Origin of the sequence: Leptospira bouyouniensis, from assembly GCF_004769525.1 — a bacterium.
Taxonomy (GTDB): Bacteria; Spirochaetota; Leptospiria; order Leptospirales; family Leptospiraceae; genus Leptospira_A; species Leptospira_A bouyouniensis.
In genome coordinates this window covers 149,067-167,194 of record NZ_RQFT01000003.1, presented here as the reverse complement: position 1 = coordinate 167,194, position 18,128 = coordinate 149,067, and the positions used below count along the sequence as shown (strand labels likewise).

The 18,128-nt window shown below is 36.3% G+C and carries 23 protein-coding genes and 1 other RNA gene; 13 read left to right on the top strand and 11 right to left on the bottom strand.

Annotation, left to right across the window (positions count from 1 at the left end; translation table 11 throughout):
* Positions 1–124 precede the first annotated feature (124 nt).
* Positions 125–703: an LURP-one-related family protein gene (locus EHQ43_RS02395; protein WP_135740300.1), complete on the top strand. Its 579-nt coding sequence runs from the start codon at positions 125–127 to the stop codon at positions 701–703.
* 111 nt (positions 704–814) lie between these two features.
* On the opposite strand, the gene EHQ43_RS02390 is transcribed toward EHQ43_RS02395, so the two are convergent.
* Together EHQ43_RS02390 and EHQ43_RS02385 are read right to left on the bottom strand one after the other, a co-directional pair.
* On the bottom strand, positions 815–1,315 hold the full coding sequence (locus tag EHQ43_RS02390) for a DUF1579 domain-containing protein (RefSeq protein ID WP_135770050.1): 501 nt from the start codon (positions 1,313–1,315) through the stop codon (positions 815–817).
* Positions 1,316–1,359: 44 nt separating this feature from the next.
* Complete coding sequence (locus EHQ43_RS02385) at positions 1,360–1,914, bottom strand: dihydrofolate reductase family protein (protein WP_135770049.1); 555 nt, start codon at positions 1,912–1,914, stop codon at positions 1,360–1,362.
* Positions 1,915–2,054: 140 nt separating this feature from the next.
* Here EHQ43_RS02385 and EHQ43_RS02380 point away from each other — a divergent pair, with 140 nt between their 5' ends.
* Positions 2,055–2,534 (top strand): GyrI-like domain-containing protein, encoded by a 480-nt coding sequence (locus EHQ43_RS02380; protein WP_135770048.1) that lies wholly within the window; start codon positions 2,055–2,057, stop codon positions 2,532–2,534.
* Between the two features lie 131 nt (positions 2,535–2,665).
* On the opposite strand, the gene EHQ43_RS02375 is transcribed toward EHQ43_RS02380, so the two are convergent.
* A complete protein-coding gene (locus EHQ43_RS02375; protein WP_135770047.1) occupies positions 2,666–3,223 on the bottom strand; it encodes a hypothetical protein in 558 nt (185 codons plus the stop codon).
* Between the two features lie 314 nt (positions 3,224–3,537).
* Between EHQ43_RS02375 and EHQ43_RS02370 the strand changes: the two genes are divergently transcribed.
* Both EHQ43_RS02370 and EHQ43_RS02365 read left to right on the top strand, forming a co-directional pair.
* Complete coding sequence (locus EHQ43_RS02370) at positions 3,538–4,206, top strand: DUF1554 domain-containing protein (RefSeq protein ID WP_135770046.1); 669 nt, start codon at positions 3,538–3,540, stop codon at positions 4,204–4,206.
* A gap of 383 nt (positions 4,207–4,589) precedes the next feature.
* Positions 4,590–4,967: a hypothetical protein gene (locus EHQ43_RS02365; RefSeq protein WP_135770381.1), complete on the top strand. Its 378-nt coding sequence runs from the start codon at positions 4,590–4,592 to the stop codon at positions 4,965–4,967.
* Between the two features lie 25 nt (positions 4,968–4,992).
* On the opposite strand, the gene EHQ43_RS02360 is transcribed toward EHQ43_RS02365, so the two are convergent.
* Together EHQ43_RS02360 and ssrA are read right to left on the bottom strand one after the other, a co-directional pair.
* Positions 4,993–5,367, bottom strand: coding sequence for an MliC family protein (locus tag EHQ43_RS02360; RefSeq protein WP_244242605.1), 375 nt, complete (start codon positions 5,365–5,367; stop codon positions 4,993–4,995).
* A gap of 306 nt (positions 5,368–5,673) precedes the next feature.
* Positions 5,674–6,023: a transfer-messenger RNA gene (ssrA, locus tag EHQ43_RS02355) on the bottom strand.
* 96 nt (positions 6,024–6,119) lie between these two features.
* On the opposite strand from ssrA, the gene EHQ43_RS02350 reads away from it, so the two are divergent.
* From EHQ43_RS02350 to EHQ43_RS02335, 4 genes are all read left to right on the top strand, one after another.
* On the top strand, positions 6,120–7,268 hold the full coding sequence (locus EHQ43_RS02350; RefSeq protein WP_135770044.1) for an LIC13341 family surface-exposed protein: 1,149 nt from the start codon (positions 6,120–6,122) through the stop codon (positions 7,266–7,268).
* Entirely contained in the window at positions 7,265–7,918 is a 654-nt protein-coding gene (locus EHQ43_RS02345) for an FFLEELY motif protein (protein WP_135770043.1), read from the top strand. The genes EHQ43_RS02350 and EHQ43_RS02345 overlap by 4 nt, the downstream gene beginning before the upstream one ends.
* Positions 7,915–8,652 (top strand): flagellar motor protein MotB, encoded by a 738-nt coding sequence (locus EHQ43_RS02340; protein WP_135770042.1) that lies wholly within the window; start codon positions 7,915–7,917, stop codon positions 8,650–8,652. Before EHQ43_RS02345 ends, EHQ43_RS02340 begins: the two co-directional genes overlap by 4 nt.
* A 68-nt stretch (positions 8,653–8,720) precedes the next feature.
* Positions 8,721–9,158, top strand: a complete 438-nt coding sequence (locus EHQ43_RS02335) for an LA_2478/LA_2722/LA_4182 family protein (RefSeq protein WP_135770041.1) — start codon at positions 8,721–8,723, stop codon at positions 9,156–9,158.
* A gap of 83 nt (positions 9,159–9,241) precedes the next feature.
* Here EHQ43_RS02335 and EHQ43_RS02330 read toward each other — a convergent pair whose 3' ends face one another.
* From EHQ43_RS02330 to EHQ43_RS02315, 4 genes are all read right to left on the bottom strand, one after another.
* Positions 9,242–9,964 (bottom strand): hypothetical protein, encoded by a 723-nt coding sequence (locus EHQ43_RS02330; RefSeq protein WP_135770040.1) that lies wholly within the window; start codon positions 9,962–9,964, stop codon positions 9,242–9,244.
* Positions 9,965–10,218: 254 nt separating this feature from the next.
* Positions 10,219–10,974, bottom strand: coding sequence for a tetratricopeptide repeat protein (locus tag EHQ43_RS02325; protein WP_135753690.1), 756 nt, complete (start codon positions 10,972–10,974; stop codon positions 10,219–10,221).
* Positions 10,975–11,004: 30 nt separating this feature from the next.
* Positions 11,005–11,739 carry a tetratricopeptide repeat protein gene (locus tag EHQ43_RS02320; RefSeq protein WP_135770039.1) on the bottom strand — a complete coding sequence of 245 codons (735 nt, stop codon included), beginning with the start codon at positions 11,737–11,739 and terminating at the stop codon, positions 11,005–11,007.
* On the bottom strand, positions 11,736–12,452 hold the full coding sequence (locus tag EHQ43_RS02315) for an MIP/aquaporin family protein (protein ID WP_135770038.1): 717 nt from the start codon (positions 12,450–12,452) through the stop codon (positions 11,736–11,738). The genes EHQ43_RS02320 and EHQ43_RS02315 overlap by 4 nt, the downstream gene beginning before the upstream one ends.
* A 134-nt stretch (positions 12,453–12,586) precedes the next feature.
* Between EHQ43_RS02315 and EHQ43_RS02310 the strand changes: the two genes are divergently transcribed.
* From EHQ43_RS02310 to EHQ43_RS02290, 5 genes are all read left to right on the top strand, one after another.
* Positions 12,587–13,888: a malic enzyme-like NAD(P)-binding protein gene (locus EHQ43_RS02310; RefSeq protein WP_135740315.1), complete on the top strand. Its 1,302-nt coding sequence runs from the start codon at positions 12,587–12,589 to the stop codon at positions 13,886–13,888.
* Positions 13,889–14,030: 142 nt separating this feature from the next.
* Positions 14,031–14,402 (top strand): phasin-related domain-containing protein, encoded by a 372-nt coding sequence (locus EHQ43_RS02305; protein ID WP_015677288.1) that lies wholly within the window; start codon positions 14,031–14,033, stop codon positions 14,400–14,402.
* 318 nt (positions 14,403–14,720) lie between these two features.
* Entirely contained in the window at positions 14,721–15,566 is an 846-nt protein-coding gene (locus tag EHQ43_RS02300) for an LBF_0142 family lipoprotein (RefSeq protein WP_135740316.1), read from the top strand.
* Positions 15,567–15,612: 46 nt separating this feature from the next.
* Entirely contained in the window at positions 15,613–15,993 is a 381-nt protein-coding gene (locus EHQ43_RS02295) for a hypothetical protein (protein ID WP_135770037.1), read from the top strand.
* A gap of 43 nt (positions 15,994–16,036) precedes the next feature.
* A complete protein-coding gene (locus tag EHQ43_RS02290; RefSeq protein WP_135740318.1) occupies positions 16,037–16,912 on the top strand; it encodes a hypothetical protein in 876 nt (291 codons plus the stop codon).
* Between the two features lie 194 nt (positions 16,913–17,106).
* On the opposite strand, the gene EHQ43_RS02285 is transcribed toward EHQ43_RS02290, so the two are convergent.
* Positions 17,107–17,703 carry an energy transducer TonB gene (locus tag EHQ43_RS02285; protein WP_135740319.1) on the bottom strand — a complete coding sequence of 199 codons (597 nt, stop codon included), beginning with the start codon at positions 17,701–17,703 and terminating at the stop codon, positions 17,107–17,109.
* 1 nt (position 17,704) lies between these two features.
* Positions 17,705–18,127 (bottom strand): ExbD/TolR family protein, encoded by a 423-nt coding sequence (locus EHQ43_RS02280; protein WP_015677138.1) that lies wholly within the window; start codon positions 18,125–18,127, stop codon positions 17,705–17,707.
* Between the last annotated feature and the right edge of the window lies 1 nt (position 18,128).

Below are 18,128 nucleotides of genomic sequence, written 5' to 3'. Positions count from 1 at the left end.
ATATTAGTACGATCGTTCGTTTAAATTTGTAAAGTACAATTTTCTAAGGTTCAATGCATTTTAACCTGAGATTTTGAATCATTTTTGACTTGAGTTTGGTAAAATTTGATTACAATCGTGCCCTATGCAACAGTACACATTTAACAAATATTTTGCTAAAAAAAGTTTTTTGAAGATCTTTGGTGGTGAAATTCGGATCTTTGATGAAAACAAAAGCAAACTTCTCTTTTTTGTAAAACAGAAAGCTTTTAAATTAAAAGAAGACATTACCGTTTATTCAGATGAAACAAAAACGAAAGAACTCTTAAAAATAAAAGCACGTAGTGTCATCGATTTTTCAGCGATTTATGATGTGGTAGATATGACATCGAATGAGAACATTGGATCACTTCGTAGAAAAGGTTTTAAATCCATTCTCAAAGATTCTTGGGAAATTCTAGACACTAAAGAACAAGTGGTTGGTTCGATTGACGAAGACAGTATGTTAAAAGCCATCCTTCGTCGGTTCTTAACCAATTTAATCCCACAGCAATTTCTGATCACATTGAACCAAAACCCTGTGGGAGTTTTACAACAAACATTTAATCCTTTTGTTCCTCAATTCAAGATTGATTTTTCCTCTGATGTAACAAATGCACTCGACCGAAGGATGGGAATTGCAATCGTGATTTTATTACAAATCATTGAAGGTAGACAACAGTAATTTGGCAATTTACAATAAAGATTAAATTCCAAAGGAATACTCAGTAAGATTCTGTTACCTGCTATCGTTTGATGGTGGGTGATAGAAGTGTTTTGTGGATTATATTCTCCATCATCCCAGTTTCTGATAAATTGTTTCCGTTGCTTTTGCTTCCTCTCCGTCAGGTGAGATATTAAACGCAGTAATGGAAAACTCTTTATCACTAATGTATTGAATTTCTGTTCTCCAACCCCAAAGAGCTTCTCCGTACTCAGGATTTCCATAATGACCGGACAAAGCGAAACCATTACCTTTTGTATCTCCACTGGATAACATGATTTGAGATCCCATATGAAAACTATCAATCCATGAACTTGTAAACTTTTGGTAGGGGATATCAAAACCTATGATCAATTTTCCTTCAAAGGGTTTTCCACCCAAACTACTTTGGTAATCAATTGAGATAAAACGACCACCAAATACACTTGTGATGCTTGCTTGCGAAGTAGATTCATCTGCTAATACATCTTTTTCAAACCAAGTTTTGGTATTCCCCTTCCAATTTCCTAAAAGTTGTTGGAGTTGGCGATGATGTCCTTTTTGTAAAGATTCTTCCAATTTGTCAGTTGCCATTTTAATCCTCAATCTAGTGAAAACGATGCTTAGTTTTCTTTATTTTATTTCGGAATCAAAGTCATCAGAGTACCGCCGGTCGAAAGTGGTTTTGATTCGATGAGATTTAATTTTTGGTTGGGAATTCCTTCAAGAAAAAGATGTCTTCCTTTTCCTAAAAATACAGGTGCAATGCAGAGACGGTATTCATCGAATAAATTTGCTTTCATGAGAGATGCAGAAAGGATCCCACTTCCAAACACATACATATCACCATTCCCTTCTTTTTTTAATTTAGAAACTTCGTTAACTGCATCTTTTGTAATTCTTGAATTGTTCCAATCAGCGTTTTTGAGAGTAGACGAACAAGCAATTTTAGGTAGTTCGTTCATGAACTTGGCGACTTCTCCTTCATCCTCTTTTGCATTCGTCCAATAGTTTGCCATCCCGAGATATGTTGTGGCACCAAACACTAACATATCAGCAGACCGAAGTTGTTTAAGACTCAATTCTTCGAGTTCTTTTCCCCAAACAAGTCCATGAAAACTTAAGTCCCAGTTTGTTTCGCCTTCAAAGTATCCATCCAATGTGATCACATTCCACATGATTAATTTTCTCATATTGACCTTAATTAGTAGTGATTTCCCATAGAGAGATACGGGAATGGAATCTACAATATTGTTGTTACATTTATTCCCAATGTTATATTTGGTTTTTTATTTTACGTCAAGAACATTGTGAGCGAAAGAAATCTTAGTGTATGGAACCAAAAATCACGACAATTGAAAGAAAGTTAATCATTGGAAAAAAATTAGAAATGTCCTTAGCCAAACAATTAACTCCAATGTTATGGAAATCTTTCCTTCCAATCATATCTCAAATTCAAAACCGAAATTCAAACGAACTCATTTCATTTTCAGTGTATCCAACTGATTATTTTCGATCATTCGATCCAAACACAAAGTTTGAAAAATGGGCTGGGGTAGAAGTGACAAATGTTGCAGATCTTCCTCCCGAGACAGAAAGTTTTGAAATTGTGAGTGGAATGTATGCAGAATTTATTTACAAAGGATTACCAAGCGAGGCCGGTCCATTTTATCATTCGATTTTTATGGAGTGGTTACCAAACTCTGGGTATCAATTAGACAATCGTCCTCATTTTGAAGTGATGGGTGACAAATACAAAAATGATGATCCAAACTCAGAAGAAATGGTTTATATTCCTATTATTGTGCGTTAAGGATCCATAGGGCTTGGTCACCTGCCATCGTTAGATGGTTGGGGACGGGAGCGAAAGCGCACCCCGGAGGAGCCTGACCCATTATAAAATAAAAGTGGAAACTTTGATGGATTGGGAACGCCCATGTTAAGTCAAACCAATGGTGGCCAAATGCTACTTTTCTCAGGTTCCTCGGGCATATAGACAACCCAAAGTTTATCACCAATTTTTTTTGTTAGGTGAACTGATTCATAAATATTGCCAACATTCCCTGTGTATGTTTTGCCATTCACTTCAAATACAAATTCGACAATCGAAGGTGATTTACCATTCAAAGATTGAGTATAATCTTTGCGGATGTCTATGATTTCACCAACAGTTGCCTTTCCTTGTTCTAAAGGAATGAGTTCATCATTGGCAATTCGTAATCCTCTTCGCCAACAGAAAATTCCAATCAGCGGGAACAAAATGGTCCAGAAAAATGGAATGGTAAAAATGATTCCAATGAGTGTCATCACATTGCCTGTGTATTTGATCCTTCGTTTGAATTTTGTTGGAAGGACTCTTGGAGCGATGGGAGGTTCAGAGCCAAGTTCATCGGATGTGATTGAGTAATCGAGGGTACCTCCACAATTTGTGCAGTGACTCACATTCGCATTTGGGTATTGTGTTTTGCACCAAGGGCATTGGATGAAGGTATCAAAGGGCATAAACTTTCCTTAAATTCAATTGACTTCCCATTTTAGCGATTGTCAAGAGGTGTAAAAAAAATTTGGAATATTTAGAATCTATCTATTTGGGTAGGGAGGACCGATTTCATTTTTACTTGTTTACAAACTCAAGATTCACCTAACAAAACTTTGTCTTTGAACAGTGATCACATGGAAATTCTAAACATATGTTCGTTATCTTCGTTTGTTGTTCCATCTCGTTTGAATCAGCTTAAATTTTGAAATTTTTAATATGAATTGGTATGAAACGATTTCTTTCTTGCTAAGTATCACTAAGAGATTATCATCAAGGGATGCGTTTTCTGTTTTTTGCATTCGTTATCCTTTGTTTCCAATGTTCCAAGACTGAACTTAATAACCCAAAAGATTTTGAATCCGATTCGTTTCGAGAAAATGAAACACTACTTTGTCTCACAGGGCAAAGTTCTTTTTGCCAAGCGGCGATTCCTGTTTGTACCATCTGTCGTTTTTTTTCCACAAGCATCACCTATAATGGGAATCGAGGCGGAATCTCTGGAGCTGATGCCAAATGTATGAGTGATTCGAAAAAACCAACGGAACCTGCAAGAGCCGTCTTCAAAGCGTTTCTTGTTGATGATGTGAATCGGATAGCTTGTACGACGAATAATTGTGTTGGTGGGATATCAGAACATGTGGATTGGATATTGAAACCGAATACAAATTATGTGAGGGCAGTGGATGGTGGATCCTTTGCAATCACTAATAGTGCTGGAATTTTCACATCTCAGTTGCAACATGCAGAGAATCCGACGATTGTCACTTCGATTTTAACAGGTCTTGATACTTCTGGTTGGGACACTCGTTCCGGCCAACATTGCAATCGTTGGACAGATGGAACTGGGACAGGCAATGCTGGTGTTGCATCCAGTAGCGTTTCTATTTTCTCTTCTACATTAGGAAATTGTAATGATTCCTCTGTTATCTTTTGTGTGGAGCAGTAGTTAAATGATAATTAGAATCTTACATAGGCTCTAAAACGAAGGAGAAAGATTCCCCAATTGCCCTGCTCTCAATTTGGAAACTGTCTCTTGCATCCGTATCGAATCTGAGAGACACAATGATCCGTTCCAAACATAGTCTTCCTCTAACTTGGAAGCAAATAAAAACAAAAAATTACAACCTACTTCGAATGCGTTCAGCTTTACTCTTTTTGTTTGATCCTTCAGAATGAATATTTCATAATTTTGCCTTTTTCCTTGGACGGATTTGAGATAAAAATGGAAATAATATATTCTTTAAAATATCATTAAGAATTTAATAGATTATTAAATGAAATTAGCAAATGACTCTTGCAAATTTTATTCGCACTTTTATATATTACCTCATGTCTTCTTCATCAAAACAATCTCTCTTCCATTGGTTTTTAGGATTTTACTTTCGCCTGCTCTGTATCCTAGCTGTTGATTTGGTTGTCACATTGATCAACGGACAAGTATTGGGTTTAGCAAGTAAGTATGAAAAACCGATTGCGACTTTAATCGGTATGGGAGTCGTTCTATTGCTTTTTTTCTTTTTGTTCTCAATCATAGATCGGCTAACCAAGTTTGTTTTGAAAATGACACTAGATATAGGGAAATTTTTAGTGTTTCGTAAAACCGCCGTCCTTCTGATCCTATGTGGGATATCATATGGAATCTATATGACGTATTATCACACATGGTTTGGCGTTTGGCCAAAGATTAAAATTGAATCATTTTTGTAACATTATCAAATATGGGCCAATGATTCTATCGATGATTTTCTGCGTGTTGAATTTCTATAAAACGATTTGTAATCTCCCAATCACCTTTTCCATCTGGTTGCATTATAAAGGCCTCATTTCCTTTGATCCACCAAACTAACGTTTTGTCATCAGTATATCGAACTCCCGAAGCGGCTATACCTTGAATTAAAGTAATCGAATTCTCATTAGGGGATTTTAGAGTGACAGAGAATGTTCCTGTCTCATCAAAAGGATTGTGATAAATTGCATTTATTTTTTGACCGTTCTGATCTAGATACACTACTTCAATTTCCTCGTAATCAGGTTTACAATGGAGTGAGAATAGGCAAATTAAAGTTAGAATTGAACTCTTAGCAATGAAATTGAACCGGTAAAACATTTTCAATGTGATTTACCCAATTCTGATGTATCTAACATTAAAGACCAAGTAGAAAAAAAGAATTTTCAAACAGTATCCACTGAGTCCCACTACGTCAGACAACATGACTCTCTCTCGCAGTCGTTCGAATCTCGTCGTATCTTTTATGTTATATGATCATTGTTAGGAAATACCAACCAAACATCTATAAACTTTAGCTTAGTACCCATAGTGGAGGTGTTTGCTTCGAACAGCACCCAGGGATGGGTGCGGGCGCGAAATCTGGCCACGGAGGGCCAGTTGAGCGCGAGAAGCGAATGCCGAAACCTGGAGACGCCGGGAGTCGAACCCGGGTCCTATCGTCCTCAAATGCAGCTTCTACACGTTTAGTTTGCAAATAAATTTCGGAAAGACTTACCCTACAAACGGGGGACTAATTCCTATCCTACTTAGAGTTCAATTCGGTTCGAAGCGGGCGACAAATCCGAAAGGTCCTTAGAGAGGTGTCGGTTTCTTGGCCACCTAAGGAAACAGCCAATGAAACCGTAGAGCTTAAAATTAAGCTGCTAGAGCAAATTCGTTATTTGCAGTTATTGTTTTGAAGGTTTTTAAGAGGTCCCTCACCCCTACGTGCCACTGAATCCAAGCCAACAACAGTCGAAACCAATGTCGTCCCCAATTCTTATTACTTAGACGATGATAATCGTCCGAATTGTACCGAAAAGCAAAAAAGGTTGAATTGGGGTTTTAGTGTGCTGGAATGTTTGTATTCTATGAATTTTTACCGTTCTTCCTTCTATTCCTTGTCATTTGTCTTTTATCTTCTCCTATTCTTTCCGTTTTGTTCTCAGAAAGAACACCCTTCCGAAAAGGAAATCCGAGTTTCTGTGTATGGCAAAGAAGAAGGAGAACCCATCCGGATCCTTGGCCAAAAACAAATCAATTTAGATGAAGCACCTGAAATGGAAACACTTGTTTTGTTCCAGGCTGGGCAAAGTGAAGTATTGTCAGCATTTCGCAAAGAAGGTTCTATTTGGACTTTTTTATGGAAGTTAGAATTTTTTCTAAAAGATTTAGGGCCTATGTATTACGACGGCAAACAAAACAAATGGTTGGCCGGCTCAATTTCTGGAAAAGAAAAACCAACGTTTGCTGGTGATTGTTTGAGGCGGATTGTTTTGGCGGAACTGCCTGGGGATAATTTTAATTCTGTCTTTTTAGAAGTTTTGTCCGAAGAACCACCGTTAGGTTTGTTTTCGGTTCCAATGGGATATCGTAAGGGAAAAAAGATTTGGGACGGTTACCAGTTAAAAGAACACGAAGAATTAAAACGTAGCAAACGTGTTGAGTTTGAATACAGTGCTAAAGAAAAGTCTTTTCGAATATTTCCAACAAATCCCAATTATTCGCAAGAATTTGTTTTTAATGGTTGGGAAATGATTGCAAACCTTCCCATGCAACCTGTTCCTTCATTTGTATCTTTAGATGTAGAACCAAAGTTTGAAAAAGGAAAAGAATCTCTTGTTACATTACAACTAAAGAACCGAGGCAATTATGTAAGCTTAACGTATTTATCTCTCTCTTTTCCTGAAGCTGGTTCACTTCGATTAGCAAATGAAACACAAGGAGTTCGTTTGTATAAAAAGGGAGATATTGTATATAACGTTGTGCAAAATAAAAAGATTCCAGCAGAATACCCACTCCTAGAAGTGACTAAAGAAGGTTGGGCGAATAACTTTCGTTATGGTATAAAATTTTATTATACACCAAGTTCGACTGATCCACCTCGAATTTTATTTCGTTCCACATATAAATTTTACCAAGAAATCATTTCGATTCCCAATCAATATTCAATCGCGCCATTTGAAAGAGACCAACAAGGTTTTCCATCTTATTTATTAAATGGCATCTCTAATCCATGAACCAAAATTTATCAGAAGAAATCTTAGTGGCAAGGAGGGAGATTGTTCGCGCGCAAGTGGAACGATTTCATATGTTCTATTATGATTTTTTCCACCGATCTGAAACGATTGCGATGGCGAAGTTTTTCTTTGAAACAGTTTATAATTTAGATGGAAAGGAAGAATGGGAATCCTTAGCGTTCCAAACCTATGGCAAAGTCAAAAATATGTTAAAGGAAGGAACTCGAGAAAGTATCGAACGTCTGATGGAATTAAATTCTATTACTGACGAATTAGATATCGAGATGGCAAAATTATTAGTTTCTAAAGGTTGGGTATTTGGTAATGAAATTAACCAAGAAGAATACTTTCAATTATTTTGTGAATTGGACAAAAGGGATGTTCGCAAAAAACAATTGGAGGTTGTCTTGTTTAATTTAAAGAAGTTTTTTGAACTTGCTCATAAACCAGTCAGCGCTTATATCATTAAGCCAGCAGCCATGATGTCAAAATTACTCGGGGTATACCCTCTTTTTAAAAAAGTGGAACAAGGATATTATGCAACGTTGCCAGTCAATCAGGCGTTATTCGATGAATTTTATGCGTTAGTCCAAGAAAAAGAGTGGGATTTTTTATTTAAAGCCTTTCCATCACTGAAAGAGGAATCATGAGAAGACGTTCCCGTTTTGTTTCCAAAGAAGATAAACATGTAGAATCAAATGATCGTTGGTTATTAACTTATGCGGATATGATTACACTCCTTTTAGGATTGTTTATCATTCTTTATGCAGTCAGTAAGGTTGACTCCAAACGATTGAATGAAGTCGCAAAAGACATCAAACGAGGATTTGGATTGAATGTAAGTTCTGTCGGTGCACTTCTAGACGGTGGTTCTGGAATTTTGGAAGATGATACAATGGTTCCAAAATCGGAAGTTTTCCGTCTCTGGGAACGAATTGGCTTTGCTCTTAAAACACTGAAAGAAAAAGCAAAATTAAAACTAGGTCTTGCGGAAACAGAAGAGTTAAAATTAACTTTTGCGGGCTCCGACCTTGCATCGGATGATGTATTAAAAACAGATCCAGATCTCAAATTTGCTTTTGAACAATTGGCTGTCTTATCCAAAGGAATGGATATCGATATTGTTGTCCGTGTTCATATCCCATATGAATCTCAAATCGATAAATCCAAATTCCAAAACTCTTGGGATTACCACTCTAATCGAGCATCACTACTTGCAGAAAAATTAGTAAACGAATATGGAATTCCCAAAGAACAAGTGTCTGTGCAAGGTTATGCGATGTTCCAAAAATCAAAAACTTCAGATACACCTGAAAAAAAAGCAAATGAAGAACGGATTGAAATTTTGATACGTAAAAAAGAAACGGCAGACACAACCAAATAGATCGATAAAATTAACGTATTGCAATTTTTTCGAGATTTACTTATATGAAGTATTAAAGGTCTTTTTCAATGAATTCATTTCTCAATCGATCCAAGTTCAAAACATATCCTAATACATCCTTCGTTTTTATCATTTTACTTTTCTTATTGTGCCAACTTTCTTCCTGTAAAAAAGAAAAAGGAATCAATCATATTGAATGGCAGAATGAGTCATTAACATTGACTTCAGAACTTTGTAAAAAATTTCGAGAATGTGCAGATGCGGAATGGAATTCTATTCCAGAAAACTTAAAAAAATTTACGGAAAGCCGATTGGAAGAATCCAATTGTCAAAAACGATTTCGAGAAAGTAATGCTTATAAACTCATTGGTAGTGATCCAATCCAAATCCAATCTACTTTTAAGGAATGCTACAAACAGGTAATGGCATCTAGTTGTAAAGATTTGCAAACTGGAAAAATGAATCAATTACCAGCATGCGTTTTGTTTCAGAAGATTCAGAATTAGACATTACATTTTAACAATTTTTTTTCTGAGTACTTTTCTGGACATGAAAGTACGATTAATCGGATAATAATTTTAAGTAATAGTTATGATTCAATATCATTTAAAAAAGCATTGATATCTTTCGAATATTTACTTTTTTTGCTAATACAAAAATCGAAAACTTTTTTATGATCCTTTGCGACTGCCTTAAGTGACCACCTTGCCGCTGAGTAAATTAGAATTTCATCCACTGTTTTTTTATTCGAATCTGTTGCCAAAATTAATCGATCAAGATAGGAAACATCTCCTGTAGCAAAAAAGGAACTCCAAATCATATCTAGATATACGGGATTCGTGAGTGGGATAGTCCTCAAATCAATTGCTTGTCGATCGGATGATAATTTTGTTAGGACTTGTTTTAGCTCATCATTGTCTGTGGAGTCTAGAAACTTTTGTATTACTTTTTTTGCATTAGATCCTCCGGATAGAAACAGAGCATGCGAAAAAATATACATATCATCATCTGTTAAATTTTGTAATTCTTCAAACCAAGAAGGTATTTTATCATCATTGGCTTTAAAAACCTGTGCAAAGAATGGAACAATATGTCTTTCTGTTTCTTTGTTAGAATTAATTTTTTTAATGTGTATATAACGTAACGCTTTCGGAACTAAATCTAAATTTGAATTTGTATAATAATAACTTAAAAAAAGATTCAGTTCTTCTCCCGTGGAAACATCTGTTAATGCTTTATATCTTGATTCTTGAGCAAATAAATTACTCACAATACAAAACGAGAAAACAAGAAAATAAATTGTTTTTTTCATAAGATTACCTTTCCAGTTTACTGCTAGGGGAAACTATTTTAGTGATGCATAATATGAATTATGATCGAAGTTGATTCAAATCTAAAAAAAAATTACGGAGGATTTTATTAAAAAAAGTTCATATTTCTGCAGATCCTAAGATAATGATATTTTGGAAGTTTTTCGAGAATATATTAGAGTAAGTAAGAATTGGAATTGTTTAAAGAATTCTTTGTTATCAGCCTAACATTTAAAATCCAATTCTAATCTTTTTTCTACAGCAATAAAAACTGAAAAACATATTGATTGTCTTTATCTAACTTCAACGTTTCACAAGCATAATATTGGTTTGCTTCTTTTATTTTTAAAAAATAATATGCCTCCGCAAGGTAACTTAATGCAGAAACATTATAAATCATTTTTTCTGGATCATAATGTTTGTTTGCATATGTCACTACATCGAGCATTTTTCGATTATAGAAAATCGATTTAGCATACTCTCCTTGGTCAAGGTAAAGTGTACTAATTTTCCAATACGCTTCCAAAAACCATGCATCTAAAACGACCAAATTAGGTGAACCATCTTCAAAATATGTTTCATCTGCATCTATAATCGAAAGTAAGGTTTGATAGGCGACAAAACTTTCCTTTTTACGATTGGCTGCATATAAGGCTCTCCCATAAAGATTCCACAAAAAAGGATTATTTTTTTCAACTTTAACTGTTGGTTCTAAGACAGCGACAGCTTCATTGAATTTTTTTTCAGCATATAATTGTTCTGCGGTTCTAAATTGAGTTTCAAATTTTTTTGAGATAACTTCTGGCAAAGGTGTCATAGTCCCTGCAACCTGTCCTGCTTGCAGAGAATCGCCAACTTTTTGATTGGTGTCTACATGAACCATCAAAACTCGTTTGGCTGGAAAACTAGGCCGTATAGTATTCCGACAATCTAAGGTTGGTTCGGAATCATCTGAACTAATGGGAAAACAAAGAAGGAAAAAAGATGAGATGAGGAGAAGGTGTTTGAACATAAAAAAATCCTATTCTTCTTAACGTATATTTTATATAGAACAGAGTTGTTGGTAGGCATTTGAAGCATTCGGATAACCGAGTTCCGTCGCAATTTTTAAATCGGAACATCCTTTCGTTTCGTAGTCTTCCCCTTCCTTTAAAATGGTCAAAAGAATCACTCCTCGGTTGTAGAATGAAAATGCATTTTGGCTATCCAAGGAAATGATTTGAGTAAAGGTTTCATTAGCTTTTTTGAATTCTTTATTTTTGGAAAAAATCACAGCTGTTTCGACAAGGGCTTCCACCCAGTTTGGATCTATTTTTAAGCAGGATTCAAAATCATTCTGTGCCTTATTAAGTAAATTTAATTTATGAAATGATTTACCTCGATAAAAAGTTGAATTGATATAGTTTGGTTTTAATTTTATTGCTTCATCGAGAGAAGAGATGGCCTTCTCATATTCTTTCAGATAAAAATATGTATAACCTTTTTTAAAATGAATTTGGTAATTTGAAGGATCTAAACTTAATGCCAAATCAAAATCTTTGATCGCGTCATTATATTGGTATAAATTGACTTTGATCCAACCCCGGATATCGATCGCATTTACATTGTTTGGATCAAGTTTGATTGCTTCGTCACAGTATTGGATTGCTTGTTTAAATTGTTTTGCATTGTATGCATTGGCACAATTCTCTAATTCAATTTTCGATTGGTCTTTGTTTGTAGATTGGCCGTAAATTGAAAATCCAATGAGTAATAGTGCAGAAATGAATCCCTTCATACTACTACCCAACGGATCACAACTGCAGCAAGACCACCACCCACTAACGGAATCACTACGGGAAGCCAAGCATACTTCCAACCGGAATTCCCTTTATTGGGAATTTTTACTATTGAATGGATGATCCTTGGACCAAGGTCACGGGCAGGGTTAATCGCATACCCAGTAGTTCCACCCATTGATAATCCGATGGCCCAAACAAGGAGAGCCACAAAACCAGTGCCAGCAATGCCTGGTGCACCACCATTCAAAGGAGAAAAAATGGCATGGATTCCCAGGACGAGTAAAAAAGTTCCAAACCCTTCACTGATCACATTCGAGAGAGTGTGTTTGATGGCAGGTTCTGTAGAAAAAACGGCCAAAATTTTTCCTGGGTCCCTTGTTTCCTTCCAATGGGGAAGGTAGTGTAAATACACCAAAAAAGCTCCAAGTGCAGCCCCCGAGACTTGTGCGAGGGAATAGGGTAATAAGATAGAATAGTCTCCCGATTGGATACAAGCAGAGAATGTGACAGCAGGATTCAAATGGGCTCCAGGACTACCGAGTGCTTTAGCGACAAGGACTCCAAAACAAACCGCAAGCGCCCAAGCAGTGGTGATCGTAATCCAACCACCATCTTTGGCTTTGGATTTTTCTAATAAAACACCAGCGACAACACCATCTCCTAATAAAATCAAAACAGCTGTTCCAAAAAATTCGCCAACCAGTTCCAAAATGCCCTCCTTGGGACTTTGATGAGGACTTTATCTAAAGGGACATAGAACAACTGACAACCTTTTTTGGATGTCATTGGTTCCAATTTATTCTAGGATTTTCCATTGAATCAGAAATCATGGGAAAATAGACCATGAAAAATCACGCGCTTGAGTATCACTCTAGGTTTCCGAAAGGAAAAACCAAAGTAGTTCCGACAAAACCAACGGAGAACAGTTACGACCTGTCACTAGCTTACTCTCCTGGTGTCGCATACCCTTGCCTTGAAATTGAAAAACAACCTGATCTCGTTTATGAGTATACCAACCGAGGAAACTTGGTGGGGATCATCACCAATGGAACTGCCATTTTAGGTCTTGGCAACATTGGTGCTTCCGCTGGCAAACCAGTGATGGAAGGAAAAGCTGTCTTATTTAAAAAATTTGCAGGCATCGATGTATTTGATATTGAAATCAACGAAACAGATCCTGAAAAATTCATCACAATAGTAAAAGCCCTCGAACCAACGTTTGGTGGTATTAATTTAGAAGATATTCGTGCACCAGAATGTTTTCATATCGAAAAAACATTAGATGAAAGTATGAAAATTCCTGTATTCCACGATGACCAACATGGAACTGCAATCATCTCTACGGCAGCACTACTCAATTCACTTGAACTCACAGGCAAAAAAGCAGAAAACTTAAAGGTAGTGATCAATGGAGCAGGGGCTGCGGCCATTTCCATAGCCGAGATGTTAACTCATATTGGAGTGAAACATGAATCCATTTTTATGTTGGATTCACGTGGTGTGATCAATCATAAACGAACCAATCTTCACGAATCCAAACTTCCATTTGTTCGTAATACAGAAGCAGAAACATTAGAAGATATCTTTCCTGGGACAGACCTTTTCATTGGCGTATCTGTTGCCAATGTTGTGACAGAAGCAATGGTAAAAACCATGGCGGAGAAACCAATCATGTTTGCTCTTGCCAATCCTGATCCTGAAATTCCTTATCCTGATGCGAAACGTGCAAGACCAGACCTAATCATGGCAACAGGTAGAAGTGATTATCCAAACCAAGTGAACAATGTGCTCGGATTTCCATTTATCTTCCGTGGTGCTTTGGATGTTCGTGCCAAAGTGGTGAACATGGAAATGAAATTGGCGGCAGCCTATGCTCTCAGTGAACTCACAAAAATCCCTGTTCCTGTTGAAGTTTGCCAGGCTTATAACGAAATTGAAATCCGATTTGGAGAAAACTATATCATTCCAAAACCGTTAGACGAACGTGTGTTATACCATGTAGCTCCTGCGGTGGCAGAAGCGGCTGTAAAGACAGGTGTGAATCAAGTTGCTTACCCTGGACGAGAAGCCTACGTGAAATTTTTGGAATCGATTATGGCACAGCAAAAAGAACCCATTAGTGCATTAGAAATCGTAACTGATTGAACAAAGGCCAAAGTTCCCTAGCGTAAGCTAAAAAAAATTTAAAAAAACCGATAAATCCTAGAAAAAGTACTTGTTTAAATTTGTGCATTGCACATAACTGTATTGTGCATTGCACAAATAGGTGAAAACCAGGAGCTAAATTATGGAAAAACAAATCATGGACATTCTTAACGCGGGAATCGGTCTTTTTCAATCTGGAAAAGAAGGTTTAGAAAAAGCAAAAACACAATTGGAATCTACTTACAATGAGTTAGTTTCTAAAGGTGCTTTGGACAATACTGAAGAATCAGTAAAAATCCGCCAATCTGTGGACAAAATCCTAACAGACATTAAAGAATTCTCTAGTGTTGCTGGAAAAAACTACGATGAAACTCGTTCTAAAATCGTAGAAAACTACAACAAAATTGCTGAAGAAATCAAAGCAAAAATGCCTGAAGGAAAAATTGAATCCGTAAAAGCGAAAATCAATGAAGTAGCGGAATCGATCAAAAAAACAGGTGCTGCAAAAGCATAATTATCATTTATGAAAGAGAGGGTCGGGTTTCCGACCTTTTCTCTCTTCTTTGCCTTCCTCTAAAATCACTTACATTCGATCGAATGACGTAGCTTCTTCTTACGACTAAAGTTCCCTTTTCATAAATTCGTATTCATCATCTTAGGTTTTTTATACTTTCGGAATCAAATTTATATTAAGACCTACTCGATTTCAATTGAGGTTTTCCTTTAAGATTTGCCACTTAATTTTAAGTCCGTAAATCATTGTTTGGTTTCGATTTTCATTGTACCACTTTCCCAATTGACAGGTATTTGTTTTTGATCCATTTTGGTGTCTATGTTCCACTCTAAAAATTTAATTCTACTTTCACTCTTGTTACTTTTATCATGTGGTACTGCAGACTTAAGACCTCCTCATTTGTCTTACGAAAAAGTGGATCAGGATTTGAAAAAGAAGGGACTAGCAGTTGTTACAAACCCTCCGATCAAAGAATTAACTCCTGGGGATTGGAAAGAGTACAAACAAGTTCAATTTATCATCAAAGATGTTTGGCATAGTAATTTTGTTCGATTTTTTACACCAATAAAAGAACCAGAATTAAGAATGAGAGTGCATCTGGATTTTGAAGCAGATGCAATGCAAGTTGAGTTTCTTGGTGGAGAGAAAAAAGGTCTCATCTATGGTTTGGAAAAAAAATCAACTTACCAAATTTCCGCAGATACTGGAAAAGCATACAGTGACGATACAGAAGTGAGAATTTATTTAGAATCACTTCGATTGTATCTGACATTACCATGGAAACTGAAAAACTTTCCCATCATACAATATTCAGGACAAAAACAAAAACTAGACCAACTATATGAAGTTGTTTATTTCACATCTGTTCAGATGAATGCCACTGCGGATACAGACCAATACCTTGGTTATTTTGAACAAAAAAGTGGGGCATTAGAATGGTTAGAATTCACATATCGCGAGTTATTTACTTTTTACCAAGGTGTTTTGAAATACGGATTTTATGAACCATGGAACGGAAAACAATACCCTAGAAGGATTACAATTTTAGATCGATTCGAAGACCCCGATTTTGTACACGAAATCCGAATCGAAAAAATCGAAATCCCTGTGAAACCTATGGAAGAAGTGGATAAGGTTTTGGAATTACCGGGAATACAAAACTAAAATTAAATCGTAATTTTTAAATTCAATGAGGGAGAAGATTTCATTCATGAATTCAATATTGAAACAACTTTTGATCCATTCTCTTGTGTTGATGTTCTGTCATATTTTTTCTCATTGTGCAGTTATGGAAAAAAATAATCGCAGAATAACGAATGTCTTAGATAATCATTTTACTCCGGAAACTACAACGGGAAAAGTTTTGATGAGTCCCGTAGCGATTCCTGTTGGGACAATTTCTTTATTAACAGATACATTTCTATTACAACCAGTCATTGCAATTCCGATGGCACTTGGTGATACAATAAAATATATTTGGCAAAATCCATCTGGAGGCATATTGACGCAGAGTTTTTTGTTTGTTCCTAAACTAGTTATGACTCCTATTGCTTTTAGTTTTTTATGGATAAAACATGCTTTCTTCTACTAACAAAAATCGTTTCTTATATCGTAAATAAGTAAGATAAAACTATATGATAGCAATTATTGCCAAAAGAATACTGATCATTCAAATTATTGTAGTTTCCAGTTTCAATTGTGCATTATTCCAAAGACGAAATCTTAAATTAACAAATGCCGTGGAAGAGAATTTAATTCCCAAGGAAGGGAATCTTAGAATCATTGCAGCTCCCATTTATTTGCCCTTAGGTGTCTGTGCTGGAATTTTGGATGTTTTCATTATACATCCCATTGCTGTCATTCCAGATGCTGCAGAAGACACAATTGGTGTATTATGGACTAGTCAAAATTCTGGATATTATACGAAAATGGGTGCTATACCTTTTTCAGCCTTGGCCACTCCTCCTTTTTTTATCATGGCTTGGTCATACCATTGGTTTTTTAATGATAAGGATCCACCGCCTGAGATTGATACTCGAGTGATAGTTCCTACAAAAGTGAATACATTTCAAGATTGGAAAAAGAAAATGTATGAAGCAATTCAAGAGAAAGATTTGCAGAAAATGTACGAATATGTTTATGAATTTGAAAAATTTCGGAGAAATCCAGAAACAGTTTTAATTTTAATTGAAGTTAGAGAAAAGTTAGCGAAACAAAAAAATCAAAACGAAGAGAGCAATATATTATCTTCAATTCTATCATATCCTGCTTCAAATGAGAAGGTCCGAAAATATATTCTACAAGAATTCTTAATTTCTGATTCCTCACTGAATTTTCGCCAGTTTATCCGAAATTGTAAAGAATTAGAATGCAAAACTGTTATTCTGAAAAAAATAAAAATCCTTGGAAATGATCCATACGTTTTAACTGAATATATTAAACTTTATTTTGAAAAGGCTACACCTGAGGAAAAAGAAAGATTTATGAAACAACTGCAAGCAATTGAATGATTTATAAAATCTTAATTTCTGAGTATTGGTTTCATCATAGATTTCTGAATTGAGTCTTAACAATGTAATGAGGATCCCTGCGAAAGGGATCGTAGCGGAAATCCTGCGATGCAGATTGAAGCGGAGAGCCCGGTCCACCACCGCTAAGGTGGTGGATTCGCCAAAACTTAATAAAAAAAGTTAGAGCTATCGTTTTAATTCAATGTAAATCGGATGGGAACAAGCACTTTGACAGTGATTGGTTTTCCTTCTAAGATCGAAGGGGAGAAACGTTTTCTGCGATATACTTTAATCGCTTCCTCTTCGAGTCCACCACCTAACTGTTTACCTACGGAACGAACACGAAGCACTTCTCCAGTGTTTGAGATCACCACTTCTAACGTCATGGTCCCTGTCAAACCGAGAGCCTTTGCATCCGATGTATATTCCGGGCGAACGTTCGGTGATAAATCTACTGGAGAGGTTGCACCAGAAACGATGGGGTCAGAAGCACCAGCTATACGAGGGTCTTCTTTTTTTTCTTCTTTCTCTTTGTCGGTTAAATCAAAGTCACCATCAGTTGGTTTGGAATCCGTAGTTGGTTCTTGGATTTGAACATTGTCTATAAAGGCAACTTCTTCCACAAGGTCATCCAAACTATCTGTTTCCAAATGAGGTGTGAACCAAAAAAGAATGATTAACGCCTGTATAACGGCAGAAATTGCAAGACCCGTTTCCATTCGGTAACGATCAATGAATCTATGGATTCTTTCACGTTTGGATCTTTTTTGAGTAACAACTGTTCCGCTCACGTTACTTACCTTTTAATCCGCCACCTTGGGTGGTCTTGGTAACAAGAGAAACCTTTAAGGCACCAATCTCTCGGAGAGTTTCAAAAACATTGTCTAGTTCTTCATACGTAAGGTCTTGGTCAGCATGGATCAAAACTTTAAGGTCAGGTGTTGTGGAAATTTTGGCTCTGATTTCACTCATCGCCTCGTTTAGTTCCATTTTCACTGAGTTAAAATAAACAGTTCTTTTTTCGTCTGCAGTCAGGTAAAGATTGGCGATCTTTTTGTTTAACTGTTCTCCACCAGGTACATCTGGTAAATTGATGGGAAGGTCAGGATCGGAATCCAATACGGAGGTTACCATAAAGAACACGAGGAGTAAGAAGGCAATGTCTGCCATCGAACTCACTGGAACTGAAGGTGCGACTCTCTTTCTTCTTAACATA